The 21,058-nt window shown below is 41.4% G+C and carries 23 protein-coding genes and 1 pseudogene; 12 read left to right on the plus strand and 12 right to left on the minus strand.

What is annotated here, in order from left to right; genetic code table 11:
* Nucleotides 1-60: 60 nt before the first annotated feature.
* A complete protein-coding gene (locus tag ACEE44_RS00170; protein WP_105118460.1) occupies nt 61-507 on the plus strand; it encodes a VOC family protein in 447 nt (148 codons plus the stop codon).
* A gap of 44 nt (nt 508-551) precedes the next feature.
* On the opposite strand, the gene ACEE44_RS00175 is transcribed toward ACEE44_RS00170, so the two are convergent.
* Together ACEE44_RS00175 and ACEE44_RS00180 are read right to left on the minus strand one after the other, a co-directional pair.
* A complete protein-coding gene (locus ACEE44_RS00175) occupies nt 552-2,156 on the minus strand; it encodes a permease (protein WP_449170821.1) in 1,605 nt (534 codons plus the stop codon).
* Nucleotides 2,153-2,896, minus strand: a complete 744-nt coding sequence (locus ACEE44_RS00180) for an ABC transporter ATP-binding protein (protein WP_449170822.1) — start codon at nt 2,894-2,896, stop codon at nt 2,153-2,155. The genes ACEE44_RS00175 and ACEE44_RS00180 overlap by 4 nt, the downstream gene beginning before the upstream one ends.
* Nucleotides 2,897-3,029: 133 nt before the next feature.
* Between ACEE44_RS00180 and ACEE44_RS00185 the strand changes: the two are divergent.
* From ACEE44_RS00185 to uvrB, 3 genes and pseudogenes are all read left to right on the plus strand, one after another.
* A pseudogene (locus tag ACEE44_RS00185) lies at nt 3,030-3,179 on the plus strand (DEAD/DEAH box helicase family protein); the annotation flags it as partial.
* A gap of 17 nt (nt 3,180-3,196) precedes the next feature.
* Nucleotides 3,197-3,862, plus strand: coding sequence for a hypothetical protein (locus tag ACEE44_RS00190; protein WP_449170823.1), 666 nt, complete (start codon nt 3,197-3,199; stop codon nt 3,860-3,862).
* A complete protein-coding gene (gene uvrB / locus ACEE44_RS00195; RefSeq protein WP_449170824.1) occupies nt 3,859-5,844 on the plus strand; it encodes an excinuclease ABC subunit UvrB in 1,986 nt (661 codons plus the stop codon). Before ACEE44_RS00190 ends, uvrB begins: the two co-directional genes overlap by 4 nt.
* Before the next feature lie 63 nt (nt 5,845-5,907).
* On the opposite strand, the gene ACEE44_RS00200 is transcribed toward uvrB, so the two are convergent.
* Entirely contained in the window at nt 5,908-7,017 is a 1,110-nt protein-coding gene (locus ACEE44_RS00200; RefSeq protein ID WP_449170825.1) for an NAD(P)/FAD-dependent oxidoreductase, read from the minus strand.
* 86 nt (nt 7,018-7,103) lie between these two features.
* On the opposite strand from ACEE44_RS00200, the gene ACEE44_RS00205 reads away from it, so the two are divergent.
* Both ACEE44_RS00205 and lepB read left to right on the plus strand, forming a co-directional pair.
* Nucleotides 7,104-7,724: a GDSL-type esterase/lipase family protein gene (locus tag ACEE44_RS00205; RefSeq protein ID WP_449170826.1), complete on the plus strand. Its 621-nt coding sequence runs from the start codon at nt 7,104-7,106 to the stop codon at nt 7,722-7,724.
* A gap of 38 nt (nt 7,725-7,762) precedes the next feature.
* Entirely contained in the window at nt 7,763-8,323 is a 561-nt protein-coding gene (gene lepB / locus ACEE44_RS00210) for a signal peptidase I (RefSeq protein ID WP_449170827.1), read from the plus strand.
* Between the two features lie 10 nt (nt 8,324-8,333).
* Here lepB and ACEE44_RS00215 read toward each other — a convergent pair.
* Nucleotides 8,334-9,685 (minus strand): IS3 family transposase gene (locus ACEE44_RS00215; protein ID WP_449170828.1). Its coding sequence is split into 2 segments (ribosomal slippage): nt 8,334-9,250 and nt 9,250-9,685, totalling 1,353 coding nucleotides; the frame shifts between segments, so codons are not numbered across the junction.
* 245 nt (nt 9,686-9,930) lie between these two features.
* Between ACEE44_RS00215 and glmS the strand changes: the two genes are divergently transcribed.
* The 4 genes from glmS (at nt 9,931) to ACEE44_RS00235 (ending at nt 14,022) form a co-directional block, all read left to right on the plus strand.
* Complete coding sequence (gene glmS / locus ACEE44_RS00220) at nt 9,931-11,742, plus strand: glutamine--fructose-6-phosphate transaminase (isomerizing) (protein ID WP_449170829.1); 1,812 nt, start codon at nt 9,931-9,933, stop codon at nt 11,740-11,742.
* 140 nt (nt 11,743-11,882) lie between these two features.
* A complete protein-coding gene (locus ACEE44_RS00225) occupies nt 11,883-12,524 on the plus strand; it encodes an amino acid ABC transporter permease (RefSeq protein WP_029178317.1) in 642 nt (213 codons plus the stop codon).
* Nucleotides 12,525-12,533: 9 nt separating this feature from the next.
* The gene (locus ACEE44_RS00230; RefSeq protein WP_449170830.1) at nt 12,534-13,166 is read left to right on the plus strand and encodes an amino acid ABC transporter ATP-binding protein; all 633 of its coding nucleotides are present in this window, start codon (nt 12,534-12,536) and stop codon (nt 13,164-13,166) included.
* Between the two features lie 25 nt (nt 13,167-13,191).
* On the plus strand, nt 13,192-14,022 hold the full coding sequence (locus tag ACEE44_RS00235; RefSeq protein ID WP_449170996.1) for an amino acid ABC transporter substrate-binding protein: 831 nt from the start codon (nt 13,192-13,194) through the stop codon (nt 14,020-14,022).
* A 139-nt stretch (nt 14,023-14,161) separates the two neighbouring features.
* On the opposite strand, the gene ACEE44_RS00240 is transcribed toward ACEE44_RS00235, so the two are convergent.
* Genes ACEE44_RS00240 through ACEE44_RS00250 form a run of 3 tightly spaced genes read right to left on the minus strand, consistent with a single transcriptional unit; the run spans nt 14,162 to nt 16,623 of the window.
* Nucleotides 14,162-15,352, minus strand: a complete 1,191-nt coding sequence (locus tag ACEE44_RS00240; protein WP_449170831.1) for a cation diffusion facilitator family transporter — start codon at nt 15,350-15,352, stop codon at nt 14,162-14,164.
* Between the two features lie 58 nt (nt 15,353-15,410).
* Nucleotides 15,411-15,860 carry a threonine/serine exporter family protein gene (locus tag ACEE44_RS00245; protein ID WP_044777040.1) on the minus strand — a complete coding sequence of 150 codons (450 nt, stop codon included), beginning with the start codon at nt 15,858-15,860 and terminating at the stop codon, nt 15,411-15,413.
* A gap of 4 nt (nt 15,861-15,864) precedes the next feature.
* Nucleotides 15,865-16,623: a threonine/serine exporter family protein gene (locus tag ACEE44_RS00250; RefSeq protein ID WP_449170832.1), complete on the minus strand. Its 759-nt coding sequence runs from the start codon at nt 16,621-16,623 to the stop codon at nt 15,865-15,867.
* Between the two features lie 153 nt (nt 16,624-16,776).
* Between ACEE44_RS00250 and ACEE44_RS00255 the strand changes: the two genes are divergently transcribed.
* Nucleotides 16,777-17,229, plus strand: coding sequence for a MarR family winged helix-turn-helix transcriptional regulator (locus tag ACEE44_RS00255; RefSeq protein WP_449170833.1), 453 nt, complete (start codon nt 16,777-16,779; stop codon nt 17,227-17,229).
* A gap of 4 nt (nt 17,230-17,233) precedes the next feature.
* On the plus strand, nt 17,234-17,593 hold the full coding sequence (locus tag ACEE44_RS00260; RefSeq protein ID WP_449170834.1) for a DUF1304 domain-containing protein: 360 nt from the start codon (nt 17,234-17,236) through the stop codon (nt 17,591-17,593).
* A gap of 35 nt (nt 17,594-17,628) precedes the next feature.
* Here the strand turns inward: ACEE44_RS00260 and ACEE44_RS00265 are convergent, their stop codons facing one another.
* The 5 genes from ACEE44_RS00265 to ACEE44_RS00285 all read right to left on the minus strand — a co-directional run bounded on the left by ACEE44_RS00265 (nt 17,629) and on the right by ACEE44_RS00285 (nt 21,036).
* Nucleotides 17,629-18,483, minus strand: a complete 855-nt coding sequence (locus tag ACEE44_RS00265; RefSeq protein WP_449170835.1) for a DUF4097 family beta strand repeat-containing protein — start codon at nt 18,481-18,483, stop codon at nt 17,629-17,631.
* A complete protein-coding gene (locus tag ACEE44_RS00270; protein WP_449170836.1) occupies nt 18,470-19,048 on the minus strand; it encodes a DUF1700 domain-containing protein in 579 nt (192 codons plus the stop codon). The genes ACEE44_RS00265 and ACEE44_RS00270 overlap by 14 nt, the downstream gene beginning before the upstream one ends.
* A gap of 11 nt (nt 19,049-19,059) precedes the next feature.
* Nucleotides 19,060-20,172 carry a DUF4097 family beta strand repeat-containing protein gene (locus tag ACEE44_RS00275; RefSeq protein WP_449170837.1) on the minus strand — a complete coding sequence of 371 codons (1,113 nt, stop codon included), beginning with the start codon at nt 20,170-20,172 and terminating at the stop codon, nt 19,060-19,062.
* A complete protein-coding gene (locus ACEE44_RS00280; RefSeq protein WP_044760760.1) occupies nt 20,169-20,486 on the minus strand; it encodes a PadR family transcriptional regulator in 318 nt (105 codons plus the stop codon). Before ACEE44_RS00280 ends, ACEE44_RS00275 begins: the two co-directional genes overlap by 4 nt.
* 151 nt (nt 20,487-20,637) lie before the next feature.
* Entirely contained in the window at nt 20,638-21,036 is a 399-nt protein-coding gene (locus tag ACEE44_RS00285; RefSeq protein ID WP_449170838.1) for a DUF5684 domain-containing protein, read from the minus strand.
* Between the last annotated feature and the right edge of the window lie 22 nt (nt 21,037-21,058).

The raw sequence follows: 21,058 nt of genomic DNA on the forward strand, positions 1-21,058 counted from the left end.
AAATTTGTCCGTATGACTAACTAGTGATATAATGGAGTATCAAAAATTTGGAGGTATCCCATGCTTAAAGCAATGGAAGTTTACTTGGTAACTAACGGTAACGGTCAAGAAGCTATTGAATTCTACAAAAATGCACTTGGTGCAGAGGTAGAGCAAGTCAATCTGTATAAAGATTTTGTGCCAAACTGCCCGCCAGAATTGGAAAACTTTGTCATGAATGCCCAATTCCGTTTAAACGGACAACGGTTCATGCTTTCTGACAATAACCCAGAAATGCCATACTCAGTTGGTGACAACATTACAGTTGCCTTGATTACGGATGATGCAGAAACTGCCCAAGACTTGTTCACAAAACTATCTGAAGGTGCCATGAAGATTACGATGGACTTGCAGGCTGTGCCATGGTCACCTGCTTATGGTTCCTTGCAAGACAAATTTGGTATCCATTGGCAAGTGAATGCAGAAGTTGCTGGCTATGGTCAGGAATACTACGCTGAACAAGACTAACAGCATTCAAAAACCAGATTTCACATTCGAAATCTGGTTTATTTTTATAGTTTTTTCCAGTAGGCCTTATAAATAAAGAGCTGGAGGCAGCCTGAAAAGACGATGAGTAAGCCAGTAAGTCCAAAACTGACTGGAAGTCCACCAAACATAGAGGCGATCATTGAACTAATAATGATTAAAATAGTTCCAAGGAACATGGTTAATAGGATGGACCCGGCAATCAGCCATTGACCCGCTCCGCGACCGAAAAGCTGGTTGGAATTCTGCCAGTTGAGCATGAGTAGGCGTTGGTCCCTCCAGTAATAAATTTGTCCAGTTAGTAGGGCAGAAACAAGTATACCTAGACCAAAGAAGAGGGCTAAGATCATGTTTACTTTCATGACAAATAGGGCTAACATGAGATAGAGCAAAGTCGGAACCAGGAATTGAACCGCAGCAATCACCCAAAACTTTTGAATAATAAACTGTTTGAAGTTAATGGGCAAAGTTCGGATAAAGTGGTAATTTTCCTTTTCCAAGGACATGGCTGTTCCGATAAAGGTCGTTGACCCTGCAAACATACTACCTAGCAAGAAGCCAGCCAATAAAGCAATCCCGAAATATTCCCATGAAAGAACACCAAGTCTATCACCTTCAGTAATTTTTGAAATTGATGGGAGCAGGGCAACTCCTAGCACCAAGGACTGTAAGAAGGTCTGTACCATCAGGTTGCTGTCGTTGAGGGTAGATAAATGGTGTTTGATAAGGGCCTGATTTAAATTCTGAGGTAATTTCCTTGGTTTGCCGACCTTACGTTTTGATGAAGCAGTATCAATTGCCAAAACCTGTTGGAAATAATTCGGAATAACAGTTTTAATGGCAAAGTGGACCAATCCCAACATGAACAAAATAGGAAGGATGAGATTGACAACTGTAGCCATCGAAAATGGTTGGCTGATGATGTAGTGGAAACCTACAAAAAGTGGTACTTCTGGAAATTGTACAAATCCATCTGTCTGGAATGAAGCGGTTTGCTGGGATTGGAGAAACATAAGCGCTCCCATTGAAACCAGAGATGAGCCTGTCAGAAGAATAGTAGAAATGGTTTTCTTATGTGGGCTCTTGGTCAAGATTTCTCCGATAAAGTGCATAAAAATCATATTGAGAAGATTGACTAGGAACCATAGGAGAATAAAACTTGGCAAGGCAAAAAGTGCAAAGGCTGGTCCCCCTATCTGCCAATAGGTGATGATAAGAAGAGAAAGGCAAGGGATGAGGAAGGGCAAGACCATACCTTGAGCCGATAAGAATTTGGCGATAAAAACCTCGCTTGCTTTTAAGGGAAGAGGTAGATAGAGTTTGGTGTCCTTGCTGTCGTAGAAGACAGAAAATAAGCCTGTGAAACCATAGACGGTTGCCAGTATAGCAAATAGGGCTAGTTGTAGGGAGAAGAAACCTGTGGACCGTTTGTAGTCAATCCCCAGAAAGAAGACGGAGTAGAGAATAGCCATCATCAGAATGAGGAAGCCTTGCTGGATAAGGATGCTCCGATAGGCTGAAAAACGTCCATCTTTATTCTTATTTTGTTTTTTCTTGACGGAAGCTAGCAGTTGCGGGTTGGAGTAGAGGATATTGATTTTGACCAATTCCCAAATTAGAGATTTGTTCATCCGACCTCACCTGCCTCTCTTTGTTGGCGACCGGCTAATTCGAGGTAGATGGTCTCCAAGTCCTTGTCAGGATATTGGGATTTTAATTCTTCCAGACTACCTACGAAGATAAGTCGTCCCTTTCTCAGAATGCCAATACGGTCACAGAGTTGTTCTGCAACAGACAAGACATGGGTCGAAAAGAGAACGGTATTACCACCTTTGGCATGGTCCTTCATCATCTGCTTGAGGTCAAATGAGGCCTGGGGATCCAGTCCAGTCAAGGGTTCATCCAAAATCCAAATATCTGGGCTAGGAATGAGCGCGCCGATGATAATGGTTTTCTGTCGCATACCGTGGGAGAAACTATCAATGGGTTCGTGCTGACGGGCGCTCATATCAAAGAGAGTTGCTAGTTTGTTAATACGCTGGTTTACAGTTTCCATATCAACCCCGTAAACCTTGCCGAGAAAATGCCAATACTCAAAAGCTGTCAAGTGAAGGAAAATATCAGGTGAATCGGGTACATAGGCAATCCGTTTTTTGACCTCATCTCGATTTTCTTCCAGATTAAGTCCGTCGACGGAGATGGTTCCATGACTGGCTTGGATAATGGAAGTGAGCAGGCTGATGGTCGTTGTCTTACCAGCACCGTTATGCCCAATCAAGCCGAAAATTTCACCACTTTTGATGGTCAAATCCAAATCATCGAGGGCTAAGGTGTCGCCATAGGCTTTACTAACGTGGTTAAATTGAATCATAAGAACCTCCTAGATAAATATAATAAATTACAATTATTATACTGCTATCTTAGTACAAATGCAATTGTTTTTTAGAAAAAAGTTAAGAAACTCACAAATCCTATCTGCAAGAAAAATTTGCTATAATAGACCTATGATCAATCGAAATACTGAAAACCAATTTAAACTTGTGTCAAAATATTCACCTTCAGGTGACCAGCCCCAAGCCATTGAAACCTTGGTGGATAATATTGAGGGGGGCGAAAAAGCCCAGATTCTCATGGGGGCGACTGGTACTGGTAAAATAGAATAGTGAAAGGAATGGGTATGATTGTTCGTTATAGCAGATGGAAATCTTTGTTGGCCTTGGGTCTGAGTTTGTTTTTTGGCTTGCCATTGTCTTATCTAACGGTTGATTTATTTATCAGTTTATGGGGAGAAGATGTAGCGATAGTGATCCTCGGTGGGATTTTATTTTTACTGATCTTTGGCATTCCAACCTTGGCTTCACATCTGGTTATTATCGTTTCTATACAGCGCCTCTTTTTTGGATTAAAAGCATTTGAACTGACAGAGAAGCACTTTGTTCTCTATCGGGGAATATTTCGAAGAAAAGCTGTGTCCATTCCTATAAACGAAATTGAGTTTATCTGCCTAGAAGAACAGACACTAGGAGCAGGCTTGAGCCGTCTTTTTGGAAATGTTTCTGAAAAAACCGTAGAATCTGTAGGGAAGACAATCGCATTTGCGACTGGGGCTAAAACGAGTGCAAGGGCCAGTTTGTCGGACACCTACACGCACTTATTGATATTATTTCATGACAGTGAGCGAGCTGTCTTTTATGCTAAACAATATGGAATTAAGATAAAGAATTTATTGAAATACACGGCGGAAACTTCGATTCTTGATATTGAACCCGGCCCAATTGAGCATTTTTCCGAAGAGAAGTTGCAAGATTTACTAGAAGAAAGAAAATTGAACAAATGATCAACCGAAATACTGAAAACCAATTTAAACTAGTGTCAAAATATGCACCGTCTGGTGACCAGCCCCAAGCCATCGAAACCTTGGTCGATAACATCGAGGGTGGAGAAAAAGCCCAGATTCTCATGGGGGCGACTGGTACGGGTAAGACCTACACCATGAGTCAGGTCATTGCCCGTGTCAATAAGCCCACTCTGGTTATCGCCCACAACAAGACCTTGGCTGGTCAGCTTTATAGTGAGTTCAAGGAGTTCTTCCCAGAAAATGCGGTCGAATACTTCGTATCTTACTATGATTACTACCAGCCAGAAGCTTATGTACCGTCTAGCGACACCTATATTGAGAAGGACAGTTCGGTCAATGATGAGATTGACAAACTCCGTCACTCAGCGACCTCAGCTCTTCTCGAACGCAACGATGTCATCGTCGTTGCCTCCGTTTCCTGTATCTACGGTTTGGGATCGCCCAAGGAATATTCTGACAGCGTGGTCAGCCTGCGACCAGGTCAGGAGATTTCCCGGGACCAGTTGCTCAATTCTCTGGTAGATATCCAGTTTGAGCGCAATGACATCGACTTCCAACGGGGACTCTTCCGTGCACGTGGAGATGTGGTGGAGATTTTCCCAGCTTCTCGTGATGAACACGCCTTCCGTGTGGAGTTTTTCGGGGATGAAATTGACCGCATTCGTGAGATTGAAAGCCTGACTGGTAAGGTTTTGGGCGATGTGGATCACTTGGCCATTTTCCCTGCCACCCACTTCGTGACCAACGATGACCACATGGAAACGGCTATTGCCAAGATTCAGGCGGAACTGGAAGAGCAGCTCAAGGTCTTTGAGGCAGAAGGAAAACTCTTAGAAGCTCAGCGATTGAAACAACGGACCGACTACGACATCGAGATGCTTCGAGAAATGGGCTATACCAACGGAGTTGAGAACTATTCACGACACATGGACGGGCGAAGCGAGGGCGAGCCTCCTTATACCCTGCTGGACTTTTTCCCTGAAGATTATCTCATCATGATTGACGAGAGCCACATGACTATGGGGCAGATTAAGGGTATGTACAATGGTGACCGCTCACGCAAGGAGATGCTGGTCAACTATGGTTTCCGCCTCCCGAGTGCATTGGACAACCGTCCGCTGCGCAGGGAAGAATTTGAGAGCCATGTCCACCAGATTGTCTATGTATCTGCGACGCCGGGTGACTATGAAATGGAGCAGACAGAGACCGTTGTCGAGCAGATCATTCGGCCGACCGGGCTTCTGGATCCTGAGGTAGAAGTCCGTCCAACCATGGGCCAAATGGACGACCTTTTAGGTGAAATCAATGCCCGTGTTGAAAAAGGCGAGCGGACCTTTATCACCACCCTGACCAAGAAAATGGCAGAGGACTTGACCGACTATCTTAAAGAAATGGGTGTCAAGGTCAAGTATATGCACTCGGACATCAAGACCTTGGAGCGTACGGAGATTATCCGTGACTTGCGTCTAGGTGTTTTCGATGTTCTGATAGGGATTAACCTCTTGCGTGAAGGGATTGACGTGCCTGAAGTAAGTCTGGTAGCTATCTTGGATGCAGACAAGGAAGGTTTCCTCCGTAATGAACGAGGGCTCATCCAGACAATCGGTCGGGCGGCCCGTAACTCTGAAGGTCATGTGATTATGTATGCTGACAAGGTCACCGAGTCTATGCGGAAGGCCATGGAAGAAACAGCCCGCCGCCGTCAAATCCAGATGGCTTATAATGAAGAGCATGGCATCATTCCACAAACTATTAAGAAAGAAATCCGTGACCTGATTAGCGTGACCAAGGCTGTCACTCAGGACAAGGAAGAAGTAGTGGACTTCAATGCTCTTAATAAAGATGAACGCAAGGCCATGATCAAGAAACTGGAAGGTCAAATGCAGGAAGCCGCAGAAGTGCTTGACTTTGAACTGGCAGCCCAGATTCGTGATATGGTCATCGAGTTGAAGAATATGTAACATCACTTTTTCTTGAAAAAAGATATAAAAAGGCTACTCAGAACGAGTGGCCTTTTAGCGGTTTTATATTTTTTGGATATAGTTATTTGGTGAATAGGCTGTACGGTCGAAACTGGTTTCCTTCCCTAAAATTTCTTGAGCGATTTGCCAGCCGATGAATGGACCATTTGTCAAACCAGAGGAACCTAGACCGCTAGCAACCCAAACATTCTTCATGTCTTCGATATTGCCATAAAATGGTGCATAGTTTGAAGTGTAAGCACGGGTTCCAATCCGTGTTCTGGCAACGGAATAGTTGGCTAGGTCTGGCATAAACTCGGTTGCCTTAACTTGCATAGCTTGAATTTTTTCCGGGTCAAGTGTCAGGTCATAACCCATATCATCCTCGTGTGTAGCTCCGACGATGATTTTTCCATTTTCAAAAGGCAAGATGTCAATTTGTCCATAGGGCATGCAGACTGGCCAGTTATTAGTGTCGTATTGGGTATCTAATTCCAACAATTGTCCTTTTTGTGGACGAACATCAACCTGATAACCAAGAGGTTCAAGGATATGTGGTAGCCAGGCTCCTGTAGCCAGGATGATGTGGTCGGCTGACATCTCTTGTCCATCTAGTTGGACAGTATGAGCGTCTAGCAATTTTGCCTGTCCTTGTAGAAGCGCTCCGCCATTTTTCAAAACTTCTTCTTGCAAAATGTCAATCAAACGCCCACCATCGATACGGCCGCCTCCTTCTAAATGAATGCCGTAAAAATCAGGTTTGAGTGGTGGGAGATAGTCGCTGATTTCTTCGCCTTGCAAGCTTGTAATTTGACCAATGGTGGGAGTATCGACACGGCGGTCTTCCGCAATCTTTTGGATTTTTTTCAGCAATTCTGGCTTGCTCTTCAGGCCGATAGTTCCAGTTTGCTTGAAAGGGATATCCTTGACTCCAGCAGCCTCTAGATCGGCGACCAATTTGCGATAGAAGACTGCGCCTTCGGAAGTCAGTTTATACCAATCTTTATTTTTCTTTTGGGCCATCCAAGGGCAGATAATCCCGGCAGCTGCACGAGTAGCAGTGCCGACACCATGGTCAATGAGGGTTAGGTTGACAGTTTCATCTTGGGAGAGGTAGAAGGCGGCTGTTGAGCCAACAATCCCTCCGCCTATAATCATCACGTTTTTTTTCATAATGTTCATTATATCACAAATTCATGGGTTTATTTATTTTTTTCAAGATGGTACAATAGAATGATAAGAAAAACAGAGGAGTTCACGTGTCAGATATTATGTATCCAGAGGTCCTGACAGTCGGAAGTGGGGCCATAAAAGTTGCAACAGTTGGCGATAGCCTGACCTACGGTTACGGACTGGAGAACCGTGAAAAAGATGCCTATCCCTGTATTTTAGCAGAGAAGCTGGGGCATCTTTATCAGGTGTCCAATTTCGGTTTGAGTGGACGTTCGCTTCAGTCAACGTCGGATTATCCCTATTTTAAAGAGAAAAATGCCCAGTTGTCCCTTGAGAGCGAGGCAGACATTGTCATTATTATGATTGGTAGCAATGACAGCCGTGGTCCTTACTGGAATAAGGAGCGATTTATTAGCGAATACAAGGAAATGGCAGAGCGGTACTTGAGTTTACCTAGTCAACCAGATCTTTACTTGGTCATTCCACCTTTCGTGCCAACCAGTCGCTTCGGGCTCAATAATCAGATTATTGAAGACGAATTACAAGTCATTATTGCAGCAATTGGTCAGGAATTGGATGTGCCAGTTATCAACCTCTATCCCTTAACCAAGGGGCATTTGGAATATTATAGTGATGGTCTGCACTTAACACCTCTCGGAAATCAAGTCATTGCTGAGGAAATATACCGTCATCTTATCAATGGATAACCTGAGTTTATGGTATAATAGTATTGATTGGAGAGATTATGGTAAAGAGAGATTTAGTAAAGCAGATCAGTTTGGTCATTCTGTTGATTTTGGGATTGATTGGTTTGAGAGTATGGTTTTTTGAACCAGTAACCATCACATCCCAGATGGCAAACGACTATATCAAAGAAGGCGACTTTATTGTAACTGTTCGCAAGGCTGACTTAACACATGGGGATTTCGTTCTCTATAGGTATGAAGGTAAAGAATATGTTAGTCGAATTATAGCCATAGAAGACGAAACAGTTACATATATGGATGATGTCTTATATAAAAACGATGTGATTGTTGCAGAGAATTATTTGCATACTCCGTCTTCTCAAGAGAGTTATACAGAAGATTTCAATCTCACAACCTTGACTGGTGGCCAACATATCAGTATTCCAAAAAAGCATTATCTGGTTCTGAACGACGTTCGGACAAATAGACAGGACAGCCGTAGCTTTGGTTTAATTGCTGAAAAACAGATTATTGGGCGACTGACCTTCCGTTTAAGTCCCCTCTCAGAATTTGGATTTATTAAGACAGGACTGGTCCATGTACTGACCCCAAAAAGTTAGACAAAAAATATTATTGAAAGGATTTAGTTCTGTACTGAACAGGACTAAGTCCTTTTAGTTTTTCTTTAATGCGTTTATTGTTGTAGTAAAAAATATACTTGGTGATAGCTTGCTCCAGTTGATCCAGAGACTTGAAATTTTTCTCAAATCCGTAAAACATTTCTGTTTTCAAGATGCCAAAGAAGGACTCCATCATGCCATTATCTGTGCTGGTTCCCTTGCGAGACATGGAAGGACGTATGCCTTTACTTGCAAGAAAACGGTGATAGACTTCATGTTGGTATTGCCAACCTTGGTCACTATGGAGAATGGTATTTGGGTAAGTTTCCTCAGGGAAGACCTTCTCAAGCATGGTCTTGACTTGTATGAGGTTTGGAGAGCGGGATAAGGTAAAATCAATAATTTCGCTATTATAGCCATCCAGAACAGGAGAAAGATAGAGTTTTTCAGCACAATTTGGCAGAGCGAACTCAGTCACATCTGTATAGCACTTCTCAAAAGGCTTAGCCCCTTCAAAGGCTCTCTCAATAAGATTAGGAGCTTTCTTGCCCACATCACCCTTGTAAGACTTGTATCTCTTGCGTCGACGAATACGAGCAGTCAAACCTAACTCTTTCATCAGCCCTTGTACTTTCTTGTGGTTGACAGAAAATCCACGATTTCTTAGCTCAAGGTGAATGCGACGGTAGCCATAGTTTCCCTTATGTTCATCATAAATGGCTTGAATTTCAACTTTTAAGTCCTTATCTTTATCTGGTTTATTCAATTGTTTGACTTGATAGTAATAGGTAGAAGGAACTAATTGAGAAATAGTCAGCAGTATATTTAGTCGGAATCCTTCTGTGACCATCTCTCTAACTGTTTGAGCCTTTCTTGCTCTCTGGCTTCGTCCCTTAAACGAAGCTCTCTCAACTTTTTTAGGTAGACATTCTCCGTTCTAAGACGCTCATTTTCTTCCTTCAATCGCTCTAGCTCCGTCATCTCTTCCCAGGTTTTCTTTGGTTTACGCCCCATCTTTGGTGGCCTCCCTCTTGTTTTCTCAACAATAGTATACCCATTTTTCTTGTATTGTGCTATCCAGTTTGGAAGAGTTCCACGATTTGGCAGGGCGTAATCAAGCGAGACGGAGAGGACTGACTGCTTATCAAGAAGTACTTTATCAATCATTTCCTGCTTGAGTTCTGGAGGATAATAGGTGTTCTTACCTTTCTTGACAATGTTTATGCCATACCTATCGATCAGTCGAAGCATATATTGGATAACAGATTCTGCAATAGTAAACTGTTTTGATAAGTTCTTGATAGACTGACCACTTTGACGTAGTTCATAGATTTTGATTTTGTCTTCATAGCTCAATTTCATAAAAATAGCACCCCAAAAGTTAGATTTTTCTCTCTAACTTTTGGGGTGCGGTTCACCAGTAGGACTGGTCTTTTTTCAATCAATTTTCTGGTTTATTTTCAAAATCTGACTAGACCAATTTTTTTCTTGACAATAGATATGACTTGTTATATACTGATTTCACTGGTCTTTTTCTTAAAAAAGTTGACTAGACCAATTTATGAAAAAATGAAAGCCGATGTTAAGAAACATCGTAGGTGAACTGTATGTGTGGAATCGTTGGTGTTGTAGGAAATACAAACGCAACTGATATTTTGATTCAAGGTCTTGAAAAGTTAGAATACCGTGGTTATGATTCAGCAGGTATTTTTGTGACGGGTGGGGAGCAAGCTCACTTGGTAAAAGCAGTAGGTCGCATTGCAGAATTGTCTGCTAAAGTTGGTGACAAGACTGAAGGTACAACAGGAATTGGTCATACTCGTTGGGCGACTCATGGTAAGCCAACTGAGAACAACGCTCACCCTCACACTTCTCAAACTGCTGGACATATCCTAGTTCACAACGGTGTGATTGAAAACTACGCAGAAATCAAGGAAGAGTATCTTGCAGGTCATGACTTGAAAGGGCAGACAGATACAGAAATTGCTGTACACTTGATTGGTCAATTTGCAGAAGAAGGTTTGTCAACTCTAGAAGCCTTCAAAAAAGCATTGAAGATTATTCAAGGTTCATACGCCTTTGCCTTGATTGATGCTACGGATGCAGATACAATCTACGTTGCCAAAAACAAGTCTCCACTTTTGATTGGATTGGGTGATGGCTACAATATGGTCTGTTCAGATGCCATGGCTATGATTCGTGAGACGAGTGAATACATGGAAATTCACGATAAGGAATTGGTTATCGTGAAGAAAGATAGCGTAGAAGTTATGGACTATGATGGTAATGCTATTGAGCGTGGCAGCTATACTGCTGAACTTGACTTGTCAGACATCGGCAAAGGAACTTATCCCTACTACATGCTCAAGGAAATTGATGAGCAGCCAACTGTTATGCGTAAATTGATTAGCGCATACACAAATGAAGAAGGTCAAATTACAGTTGATGCGGATATTATCAAAGCAGTTCAAGAAGCTGACCGTATCTATATCTTGGCTGCTGGTACGTCTTATCACGCAGGATTTGCTTCAAAAGATTTCTTGGAAAAATTGACAGATACACCAGTAGAGTTGGGAATTTCATCTGAGTGGGGCTACAACATGCCACTCTTGAGCAAGAAACCTCTCTTTGTCATGATCAGCCAGTCTGGTGAAACAGCTGATAGCCGTCAGGTATTGGTGAAAGCAAATGAAATGGGCATCCCAAGCTTGACTGTGACCAACGTTCCAGGTTCTACCCTATCACGTGAGGCGACTTACACCATGTTGCTCCATGCAGGTCCAGAAATTGCGGTAGCTTCTACAAAAGCCTACACTGCACAGATTGCGACATTGGCAATCTTGGCTAAGGCTGTCGGTGATGCCAATGGCAATGCCTACGCGAAAGAATTTGACTTGGTACATGAATTGTCCATCGTAGCTCAATCTATTGAGGCCAGCTTATCAGAAAAAGATGTGATTGCTGAAAAAGTTGAAAAACTCTTATCAACCACTCGCAACGCATTTTATATCGGTCGTGGTAGTGACTACTACGTTTCTATGGAAGCCAGCTTGAAATTGAAAGAAATTTCATACATCCAATGTGAAGGCTTTGCGGCAGGTGAATTGAAACACGGTACCATTTCATTGATTGAAGACGGTGTTCCTGTCTTGGCCTTGATTTCAAATCATCCACACCTTGCAAGCCATACTCGAGGCAATATTCAGGAAGTAGTGGCGCGTGGTGCCAATGTCTTAACAATCGTAGATGAAGCAGTAGCTAAAGAAGATGATGATATCACTGTTACAACAGTTCATCCATTCTTGTCAGCTATTGCAATGGTTGTTCCAACTCAGTTGATTGCCTACTATGCGACTTTACAACGTGGTTTGGACGTTGATAAGCCACGTAACTTGGCAAAATCGGTTACTGTTGAGTAGAAGGAAGGTCGAATTTATCGACCTTTTTTTGCAATTTTATACAATTTATAGGGAAATTATTAGAAAATTGAAAACTTTTCTTTGTAATACAAGATATTTTCTGCTATACTAGAACCTAATCATTCTTTTAGGAGAACTTTATGGATTATGTTTTGGAAGTTCTGCCCAGTCTATTAAATGGTGCGGTAGTTTCCCTGCAAGTATTTTTTCTAGTTTTGATACTATCCTTGCCCCTGGGAGCTGTTTTTGCCTTTTTAATGCAGATTAAGTTTAAACCCTTGCAATGGCTTTTGCATTTCTACGTGTTAATTATGCGTGGAACTCCCTTGCTCTTGCAATTGATATTTGTTTATTATGTCTTGCCAAGTGTTGGCATCACTTTTGACCGTATGCCAGCAGTCATTCTAGCCTTTACTTTTAACTATGCGGCCTATTTTTCAGAAATTTTCCGTGGTGGTATCGAAGCCATTCCAAAAGGTCAGTATGAGGCGGCAAAGGTATTGAAATTTACACCCGTTCAGACCATTCGTTTTATCGTCTTGCCACAGGTGGTGAAAATTGTCCTTCCAAGTGTATTCAATGAAGTAATGACCTTGGTCAAGGATACATCTTTGGTATATGCCTTAGGGGTTAGCGACCTCTTGCTTGCCAGCCGAACTGCAGCCAACCGTGACGCAAGTTTGGCACCAATGTTTATTGCAGGAGCAATCTATCTGTTGATGATTGGAGCTGTTACACTTATTTCTAAACAAGTAGAAAAGAAATTTGACTATTATAGATAGGAGGAAGTCATGTTAGAACTACGCAATCTATCCAAACGATTTGATAATAAACAGATTTTCTCCAACTATGATTTGGTCATTCCAGAGGGGAAAATTATTGCCATCGTCGGTCAATCAGGTGGCGGTAAGACTACTCTTTTACGGATGTTGGCAGGATTGGAAACCATTGATTCAGGAACCTTGATTTATAATGGTCAAGAACTGCCACTTGAGGAATTGGGGAAACGACATCTGCTGGGCTTTGTCTTCCAGGACTTCCAGCTTTTCCCACACCTATCCGTTTTGGAAAACTTGGTTCTCTCTCCTATGAAAACGCAGAATATGTCGCGTTCAGAGGCGGAAGACAAGGCCCTTAAACTCTTGGATACTCTTGGCCTGGCTAACCACGCTACTGCCTATCCGTTTTCACTATCGGGTGGACAAAAACAACGTGTGGCTTTGGCGCGTGCTATGATGATTGATCCTGAGATTATCGGCTATGATGAACCAACCTCGGCCTTAGACCCTGAATTGAGAAAAGAAGTTGAAAAACTCATTCTTGAAAATAGGGCTACTGGAATCACGCAAATTGTGGTTACCCACGATATGCAATTTGCCGAAAATATAGCAGATAAAATCATCAAGATTGAACCGAAACATTAAGAAAAGGAATAAAATGATGATGAATATGAAAAAAATGATGCTTGGAGTTGCGGCTCTTGTAACCAGTTTTGCTCTTGTTGCTTGTGGCTCTAGCCAGTCAACAACTAAGTCTGACAATTGGTCAACTTACGAATCTGAGAAGTCTATTACCATTGGTTTTGATAAGACCTTTGTCCCAATGGGCTTTGAAGAGGCTGATGGTACATATACTGGTTTTGATATTGATTTGGCAACAGCAGTTTTTGACAAATATGGTATTGCGATTGAATGGCAACCTATTGACTGGGATTTGAAAGAAACTGAATTGAACAATGGCAATATTGATTTGATTTGGAATGGCTATTCTGTAACTGATGAGCGCAAGGAGAAAGTACTCTTCACGGATTCGTATATGGATAACCAACAAGTACTTGTGACGAAAAAATCTTCGAATATCAGTCAAGTTTCGGATATGAAGGATAAGATTTTGGGTGCGCAAGCAGGTTCTTCTGGCTACTCAGTCTTTGAATCTCAACCAGCAATCTTGAAAGACATCGTTCAGAATAATGATGCAAGTCAGTATGCGACATTTAACGAAGCCTTGATTGATTTGAAAAATGATCGTATCGATGGTCTTTTGATTGACCGTGTTTATGCAAACTATTACTTGCAACAAGAGGGGATTATTGCAGACTATAACATTATCGATGCTGGTTTTGAAAATGAAACCTTCGGAGTAGGTGCTCGTAAGTCAGATACGACACTAGTTGAGAACATCAACAAAGCCTTTACTGAACTGTATAAAGAAGGAAAATTCCAAGAAATTTCACAAAAATGGTTCGGCGAAGATATTGCCACAGACGCAGTGAAGAACTAATACTCTTCGAAAATCAACATTATCCCTTGTCAAGAGCCTAGATGAATTTCAGTTCTATCGTCGGCTTCGTTTCCTAGGCTACTTTTGATTTTCATTGAGTATAAATAATAATAATAAACGAAAAGCCTTGTCGAAATGATTAGGCTTTTTTGGATATTTGATGAAATAGAACTGTCCAGTTTTCATGCCGTCGCCAGAGGGATGTGTGGACGTAGTCGCCAATTTCGAAGGTGACTAGTTTGGATTTCTGACTGACAGAGGTCATTTGGTAGTTGGAGAGGTAGGTGGATTGGACTGGATGGGCTTGGAGCATCTCAGCCTTGTTGAGGTAACGACCTTTGGCATCAATCAAGAGATAGTTCTCATCAATTAAATCTTCATAACCAGGTTCATGAGCTTGAATTTCTGATTCGAAGCGGTAGAGTTTGTCAAAGACATGTTCAAATATTTCGTCATGTGGAATTTCGGAGGGTTCGACATGGATATCAACATCAAAAACACCGTGTTTTAAGGTGAGAAGTTGCTCCACCTGTTCTGTAATTTCATGGCTCTCATAGACTGACAGATCAGGATTCATTTCTAGCACAATGTCCAGATAGATATTGGCCCCGTAAGTCCGGCCACGCTGGGATTTTACAGCCACGACCTTAGGCAGTTTAAGAATATCTTCTTCATATTTATGTAGGAGTTCCTCGTCAAAGCCGTCTGAAAGTGTAAAGAAACTTTCCATGAATATATCGTAGGCTGTTTTCAAGATGAAGAAGGTGATAATAACGGCAGCAATTTTATCGACAATGGGGAAATTGAAGGCTGCTGCAAAAATGGCAACAGATGTTCCGATAGAAGTCACGGCGTCGGAGAGGTTATCCTTTGCAGTTGCCTCCAAGGCTTTGGAATGAACTTTCTTAGCAAGTGATTTGTTGTAAAGATAAACACCTATCATAACAAAGGCTGAGAAAATTCCTACAATTGCACCAGTCATATCAATTTCTACAGTTTGGTTGCTCATGATTTTGATAAGGGTGGAGTAAAGGACTTGGAAACCAACGACAAACATGATGAAAGATGTTATAAGGCTAGCTAAATCTTCCATTTTCCAGTGGCCAAACTTATGATCTGTATCCGCTGGTTTCTGAGCCATTCGCAGACCGACTAGGACGGCGATATTGCCAATAATATCCGAAATATTATTAAAGGCATCGGCAGTCAGTGCATCAGAATGAAAAATATGGCCAGCAGCCAACTTGATACCTGAGAGGGCAATATAGGCTGTGATGGAAATGATGGCACCACGTTCGGCAAGTTTTAAGTTCTGAATTTGTTGTTTCATAGCTCCTCCTAAACATATTCATTTATTCTAACAAAAAGTCTACCTGCTTTCAAGAAACTCAGATAGACTTTTTAGTTTGAAGATAGCGATAAATTTGCATCAGGATAGTTCCGCTGGTCATACCAATTGGTATAACCAGTGCGAGCATAAGCACGGTAGTTGTATTTACCAAGGCTTCTTTATAGTTTTCTGATACAAATTGCGTAGTTGCCAAATAGGCTCTATAGCCTGGGACAAGCGGTGCTAGGATGGCCAAAGAGAAAATAACGGATGGTGTTTTATACAGAATGCTCAATATTTGACTAATACAGGATCCTACAATAGCAGCTATAAGTGTTGCAATGATAACATTGGTCGGACCAAGAAGGAGTAGGTAGAGCAACCAGACACACATACCCAATATCCCGCCTGGAATAAGCAACTGTTTCTGAACATTGAGAACAATAAGAAAGGCAGCGATAGCGATGTAAGAAGCAATAGCCTGTAAGATAAAATAAAGTATATTCATTGATTTACCCCACAATTAAAAGTGCAACAGCTGTTCCTGCTCCTAGGGAGAGGATGACAAGCAAGGTTTGGAAGATTTTTGTCATTCCAGTATTGAGATGGTTGGTCATCAAGTCCCGTACAGCATTTGTAAAGGCAATCCCGGGGACAAACGGCATAACTGCACCAGCATTTATCATATTGGGATTGATAGGTAGGTCAGAATACTTTGCAAGCAGTAAAGAGAATAGGGAAAAAGCCAAAGCTCCAGCAAATTTCGATACAAACTCAATCCGAATAAGACGGTCTACCAAGAGGGAGAAGGGAAAAGCCAGTAAGGTCGCAAAGACTGTCGCTATTGCATCCAACAAACTCCCACCAAACATAATTGTAAAAAAGGGGGCAGCTAGGGCGGCTGCTAAAATCGTTTGGAGTTGTGTATAGGGCAGGGGCAGGTTTCGGATAGTTTTCAATTCATTTTGTGCAGTTTCAAGGCTCATTTGTCCTGCGGTTAAGGTACGAGAAACCTGATTGACCAGACAAACTTTTTGCATATCGTGTACTGGATTGACAATCCGTTTCATTCGAGAAATATTGGTATGATCTATTGAAAAGAAGATGGCGGCTGGGATGGCTAAGACATTTGCATTTTCTATTCCTTGTGAACGGGCAATCCGAACCATGGTATCTTCTACTCGGTGGATTTCAGCACCACTTTGTAAGAGAATGGCACCAGCTAACATGAGCACATCAATCGCTAAGTTGAGTTCTTTTGAATCTTCCATGGTAGCCTCCGTTCCCTAATATAAAACCATTATACCAAAACTTGCTTTTTATATAATAGAGTTTTCTAAAGTTAAGCAAAATTCTTGAAAAATATTCGTTTTTTGATAAAATTGACTTATCAATCATTGATAAGTCAACAAAAGAAGGAAAGTATGGCAGACCTTTCTCAATTACTTTATCAGATAAAATTAGCTGACGAAGCAGTCACGGGTCTATTTGAAAAGGGGTTAGGGATTAGTCTGACCCGTTATCAGCTTTTGACCAACTTGCTGGACCAAGCCCCCTGTTCACAACAAGATTTACAGGAAAAACTTCAAATTGACCGTGCAGCCATAACCCGACATTTAAAAATTTTAGAGGACAAGGGCTATATTCAAAGGGAGCGCAATCCTGAAAATCAAAGAGAAATGCTGGTTCAACCCACCCAGTATGCAGTAAATGAATTACAGGTTCATCCAACTGCCCAACACCTAGCTGTGAAAGCTGCAATGGAAAGCATTTTGTCTGATGAGGAAGAAGAGCGATTGAGCTATCTTTTGGAGAAATTAGTTTCTGGTCTTCAAGACCTGCCTCTTGAAACTGTCATTGAAGAAAAAGGAGAATAAACTTATGTCAATTTTTACAACTATTTTAGCGAGTATCGTAGCTATTGAGCACCTATATATCATGTATTTGGAAACCTTTGCGACCCAGTCTGAAAAGACAAGCCAGACATTTGGTATGGATCAAGAAGAATTATCACGTCAATCCGTTTCGGCTTTGTTTAAAAATCAGGGTATCTATAATGGTCTAGTAGCTGTATTTCTTTTTTATGGAATTTTCACAGGCAATCTTGAAATTACCACAATTTTTGTCTTGTTTGTGATTGCCGCGGCTGTATATGGGGCAATATCTTCCAATCCAAAAATCCTATTAAAACAAGGTGGACCAGCAATCTTGGCTTTGATTTCTATTTTGTTGTTTAAATAAACAGAAAAGCCTTCCGTCAGGAGGGCTTTTAGCAATTACCGGATGCTCAATTCACCATCAAGTGTAGAGATGTAGAGGTAATTAGTGGCTTGGGGATTGGAATAGTTTGGAAGGTCAATTCCCAGATTATTTTGACTGGCATCTATATGGATGTCAGTTTTTGTTTGTGACTGAAGAGAAATATTGATTGAACCATTGTAATTACTGATGTTATGTCTTCCTTCTAGTTTTAGGTTTTCTGCTTTAAAATCTCCATCCTCAACCGTTAGAATACTCCCGAAAGTGTCTGTGATGTCCGCTGGACTTGTTAATGTGGACTGATTGATTGCTACTTCTCCATTGATGTGTAATAGACTATTAAGGTTGATGTGACTGTTTTCAATCAAGATGTCCCCATCTTCTGCAGTGAGATTAAGATTTTGAATGGTCACTTTATCCAAATAAAGGTCTCCTTGAAGGTTGCCTGAAAGTGTTTCGATTGTGCTGTTTTTTGGAATCTGTAAGACAGGTTGGTAATAGGCAACATTCTGGTCATTGACAAGATGTAAGATAGGTTCGAGTAAACCATCATAAGAAACGATACCTTGAAAAGCACTAGAAATAGTTAATTTTCCATCTTGAACTTGGTGACTGAGGAGGTCGATGTCTTTATGCTGATTTCGATAGTAGTGGAGGTGAAATTGGTTGTCAGGCGAGGGCATGATGGACAGTCTTTCATTGACCTCTATAGAACGAATATCCGTAAAGCTTGCCGTTTGGGGCTGAAAGTAGTTTTCGCCAATGTTTTTCATATTTGTCCAACCACCAGCAAGGTAGCCGATGAGACTGAGAATGGTCCCCATGGTTAACAGGCTCAGACTGATTTTCGTAAATGGTTTAAACTGTTTCATAATAGCCTCCTTTGCGGATCTTTCTTTGTATCCAATGTAAAACAAGCAAGAAGGTTTTGCTTCCAAGGTCTAGAGTGAATTTACTACCCAATAGAGTGAGGGCCAAGCAGATGAGGGCAAGGCCTGTGAAGAGCAGGGAGGTAGACCATGATAGTGTGAAGAGGTCAAAGGCGAGGAGTAGCTGGGCGATTGCCAGACTGAGGAGGACAATCCAGAGTGAGATAAGGAGCAGAAAGAGGCTAAAGATGATTAGGAGAAGGGTGATGAAGAGGGCGACCAAGCTGATGGCTAGGGGTATGCCGACGGGTGCGGCAAGGATAGCGAGGATGGTCAACCAGACCATATTGCGGGTATTTGGCTTATCCTCAATCTTCTCTTTATCATAGAGATTGGCTAGAATTTCACGGGCTGCATCTTTTGGACTGCCTAGTTCTTGAATGGCTTGCTCGTCGTTTTCCTTTTCGTCAAAATATTCATTGAAATAGTCCAAGGTATCTTGAAAATCTTCTTTTGGCAGGTGTTTGAGATGTTTTTCGAGTTTCTGTAAATATTCCTTACGGTTCATGGGAATCTCCTTTATTCTATGGTAAGTTGGCAGTCTTGACAATGGATAACAAGCTGAGCAGGGCTATTTTCTTGCCTATAGCTGAGATGAGTGATGTCATCCTCTTTCATCATTGTAAACGCCTTATCCTTTGGAAGTTTTAGGCTAGAATCCTCCTCAGTAATGTCTATGCTTATGTCTATATTTGGTTTAAACGTTAGAACGGAATCTTCAGCATGACAACTGAGCTTGCCGTTCAAGTCACATTCTTTGAGATTCCAGATGCAGTCTTCTACGCGTATGGTTGCATTTGCTAGGTTAAGGCTTGTCAGAGTGATGACAGTATCACTAGCTTCCAGCGTCAAATCCCTCAGTTGCCCACCTGAGAGAACAAGGCTAGTATCTTCTAGGTCCAAGGTCGATTTTTGGCTGTGGACACCCGTCATGGTCAGGCTACTGTCTGCTGCATTAATGAACATCTGTTCGCTTACTTGCATATTTACCATGGTTAGACTGCTATCTCTTGTGTGTAGATTAAGATTGGTAAGGGGCAGGAGTTTTTTAGGGATTTTGAGAATAGCAGAGCTAGTTTGATTATTTGAGAAGAAGAGGTGATTAGGGGAAGGATTGCTTGTTAGGTACAAACTATCCTGAACCAGTTGATAGTCAAAAGCCTGGTAGTTGCCATCTTCTGAAACAGGGTTGTGCAATAAGACAGTTTCTCCGTCATAAGTTTGAACACTAAGAGCCTGGTCTTCGAGCGAAATCTGTAGATTTAAAAACTCAGGTAATTCTTCGATTTTCGCCGTCAATTCAATTCTTTCCCTAGCTTGATAGGCTGAATGTTTGAAATTGTTGAAAAAATTCTCCCAGTCAAATTGAAAATCAAAATCAAAATCGAAATCAAATGGTTTAGCTGATTGTGAAGCTCCTTGGTCTTTCTTGGTGATTAGGGCATCTTCAGGTAGATTGGCAATGATTTCTTTTGCTGCTTCTTGGGGGTTACCTAGCTCAGCAATGGCTGTCTGGTCATCACCTTTTTCATCAAAATACTCATTGAAGTAGTCTAAAGCTTCTTGTTTGGCACTTGGATGAAGTTGTGCCAGTGCTTGTTCTAGTTGGTTCAAATACTCTGCACGTGTCATTTTCGTAAGCTCCCTTCTATAATTCCGTCAATATGGTCTTTGTAGCTATTCCATTCACCCTGCAGGAAGGGGATGTGCTCACGTCCAGCAGGAGTGATGGTATAGTATTTTCTCTTTCTCCCTTGAAATTCTTGGGTATAGGTGGTGACGTAGCCCGCCTTTTCCAGTTTCTTCAAGATAGGGTAGAGCGTGGATTCCTTTATATCTGCAACTATCTTGATGGTTTGACTGATTTCATAGCCATAAGAATCTTGTTTCTCTACGATGGCCAAGATCAGAAATTCAATCAAGATAGAGGATACGGGGTAGTACATGAAATCACCTCTTTATCTTTATGTAATTATTTTATATATAAATTATATACCTATCATTTACTAAAATCAAGTAATTATATAAATTTTTTATATATTTTTTAAAAAAGTAAAAGCAACCCTTCCAGCTAGAAAAAGTTGCTTCATTTTATTATTAGTCGATAAAGAAATTTTGTGGTCCTTGGTAGCGGCTACCGTCATTGAAGGCAATGTAGACATTGAAAAGTGGTGTAAACAAGACATAGAAGATGGCTTGAATATCAGACAAACCAAATGCTTTACCATAGCAGTAAGTCAAATAAATGCCATAAAGTGGTCCAGCAAGGGGGATGAGTAGGAAGAGGATAAACCAACCCTTGTCTTGGCCGAATGTGATACATTGTTGGACGTAAAGATTGTAGAATGGAATGAGGGATTTCCAACCAGCATAGCCGGCTTTTTTAAAGAGGATGAAGTTGGAAATAGTTACGAGGACATACCAAATGAGTGAAAAAATCATACCGGCTCCCCAAAGCCCAACTAAAATACCTTGTGCAAATGTTTCTTCTGTCATAATAAAACTCCATTTCTTTTTG

This window comes from Streptococcus sp. 32226D021BW (assembly GCF_053545015.1).

What these genes read in the sequence shown, in the direction of transcription:
- ACEE44_RS00170 (WP_105118460.1), top strand. Translation starts at nt 61, where the DNA reads ATGCTTAAAGCAATGGAAGTTTACTTGGTAACTAACGGTAACGGTCAA.
- ACEE44_RS00175 (WP_449170821.1), bottom strand. Translation starts at nt 2,156, where the DNA reads ATGAACAAATCTCTAATTTGGGAATTGGTCAAAATCAATATCCTCTAC.
- ACEE44_RS00180 (WP_449170822.1), bottom strand. Translation starts at nt 2,896, where the DNA reads ATGATTCAATTTAACCACGTTAGTAAAGCCTATGGCGACACCTTAGCC.
- ACEE44_RS00190 (WP_449170823.1), top strand. Translation starts at nt 3,197, where the DNA reads ATGGGTATGATTGTTCGTTATAGCAGATGGAAATCTTTGTTGGCCTTG.
- uvrB (WP_449170824.1), top strand. Translation starts at nt 3,859, where the DNA reads ATGATCAACCGAAATACTGAAAACCAATTTAAACTAGTGTCAAAATAT.
- ACEE44_RS00200 (WP_449170825.1), bottom strand. Translation starts at nt 7,017, where the DNA reads ATGAAAAAAAACGTGATGATTATAGGCGGAGGGATTGTTGGCTCAACA.
- lepB (WP_449170827.1), top strand. Translation starts at nt 7,763, where the DNA reads ATGGTAAAGAGAGATTTAGTAAAGCAGATCAGTTTGGTCATTCTGTTG.
- glmS (WP_449170829.1), top strand. Translation starts at nt 9,931, where the DNA reads ATGTGTGGAATCGTTGGTGTTGTAGGAAATACAAACGCAACTGATATT.
- ACEE44_RS00225 (WP_029178317.1), top strand. Translation starts at nt 11,883, where the DNA reads ATGGATTATGTTTTGGAAGTTCTGCCCAGTCTATTAAATGGTGCGGTA.
- ACEE44_RS00230 (WP_449170830.1), top strand. Translation starts at nt 12,534, where the DNA reads ATGTTAGAACTACGCAATCTATCCAAACGATTTGATAATAAACAGATT.
- ACEE44_RS00235 (WP_449170996.1), top strand. Translation starts at nt 13,192, where the DNA reads ATGAAAAAAATGATGCTTGGAGTTGCGGCTCTTGTAACCAGTTTTGCT.
- ACEE44_RS00240 (WP_449170831.1), bottom strand. Translation starts at nt 15,352, where the DNA reads ATGAAACAACAAATTCAGAACTTAAAACTTGCCGAACGTGGTGCCATC.
- ACEE44_RS00245 (WP_044777040.1), bottom strand. Translation starts at nt 15,860, where the DNA reads ATGAATATACTTTATTTTATCTTACAGGCTATTGCTTCTTACATCGCT.
- ACEE44_RS00250 (WP_449170832.1), bottom strand. Translation starts at nt 16,623, where the DNA reads ATGGAAGATTCAAAAGAACTCAACTTAGCGATTGATGTGCTCATGTTA.
- ACEE44_RS00255 (WP_449170833.1), top strand. Translation starts at nt 16,777, where the DNA reads ATGGCAGACCTTTCTCAATTACTTTATCAGATAAAATTAGCTGACGAA.
- ACEE44_RS00260 (WP_449170834.1), top strand. Translation starts at nt 17,234, where the DNA reads ATGTCAATTTTTACAACTATTTTAGCGAGTATCGTAGCTATTGAGCAC.
- ACEE44_RS00265 (WP_449170835.1), bottom strand. Translation starts at nt 18,483, where the DNA reads ATGAAACAGTTTAAACCATTTACGAAAATCAGTCTGAGCCTGTTAACC.
- ACEE44_RS00270 (WP_449170836.1), bottom strand. Translation starts at nt 19,048, where the DNA reads ATGAACCGTAAGGAATATTTACAGAAACTCGAAAAACATCTCAAACAC.
- ACEE44_RS00275 (WP_449170837.1), bottom strand. Translation starts at nt 20,172, where the DNA reads ATGACACGTGCAGAGTATTTGAACCAACTAGAACAAGCACTGGCACAA.
- ACEE44_RS00280 (WP_044760760.1), bottom strand. Translation starts at nt 20,486, where the DNA reads ATGTACTACCCCGTATCCTCTATCTTGATTGAATTTCTGATCTTGGCC.
- ACEE44_RS00285 (WP_449170838.1), bottom strand. Translation starts at nt 21,036, where the DNA reads ATGACAGAAGAAACATTTGCACAAGGTATTTTAGTTGGGCTTTGGGGA.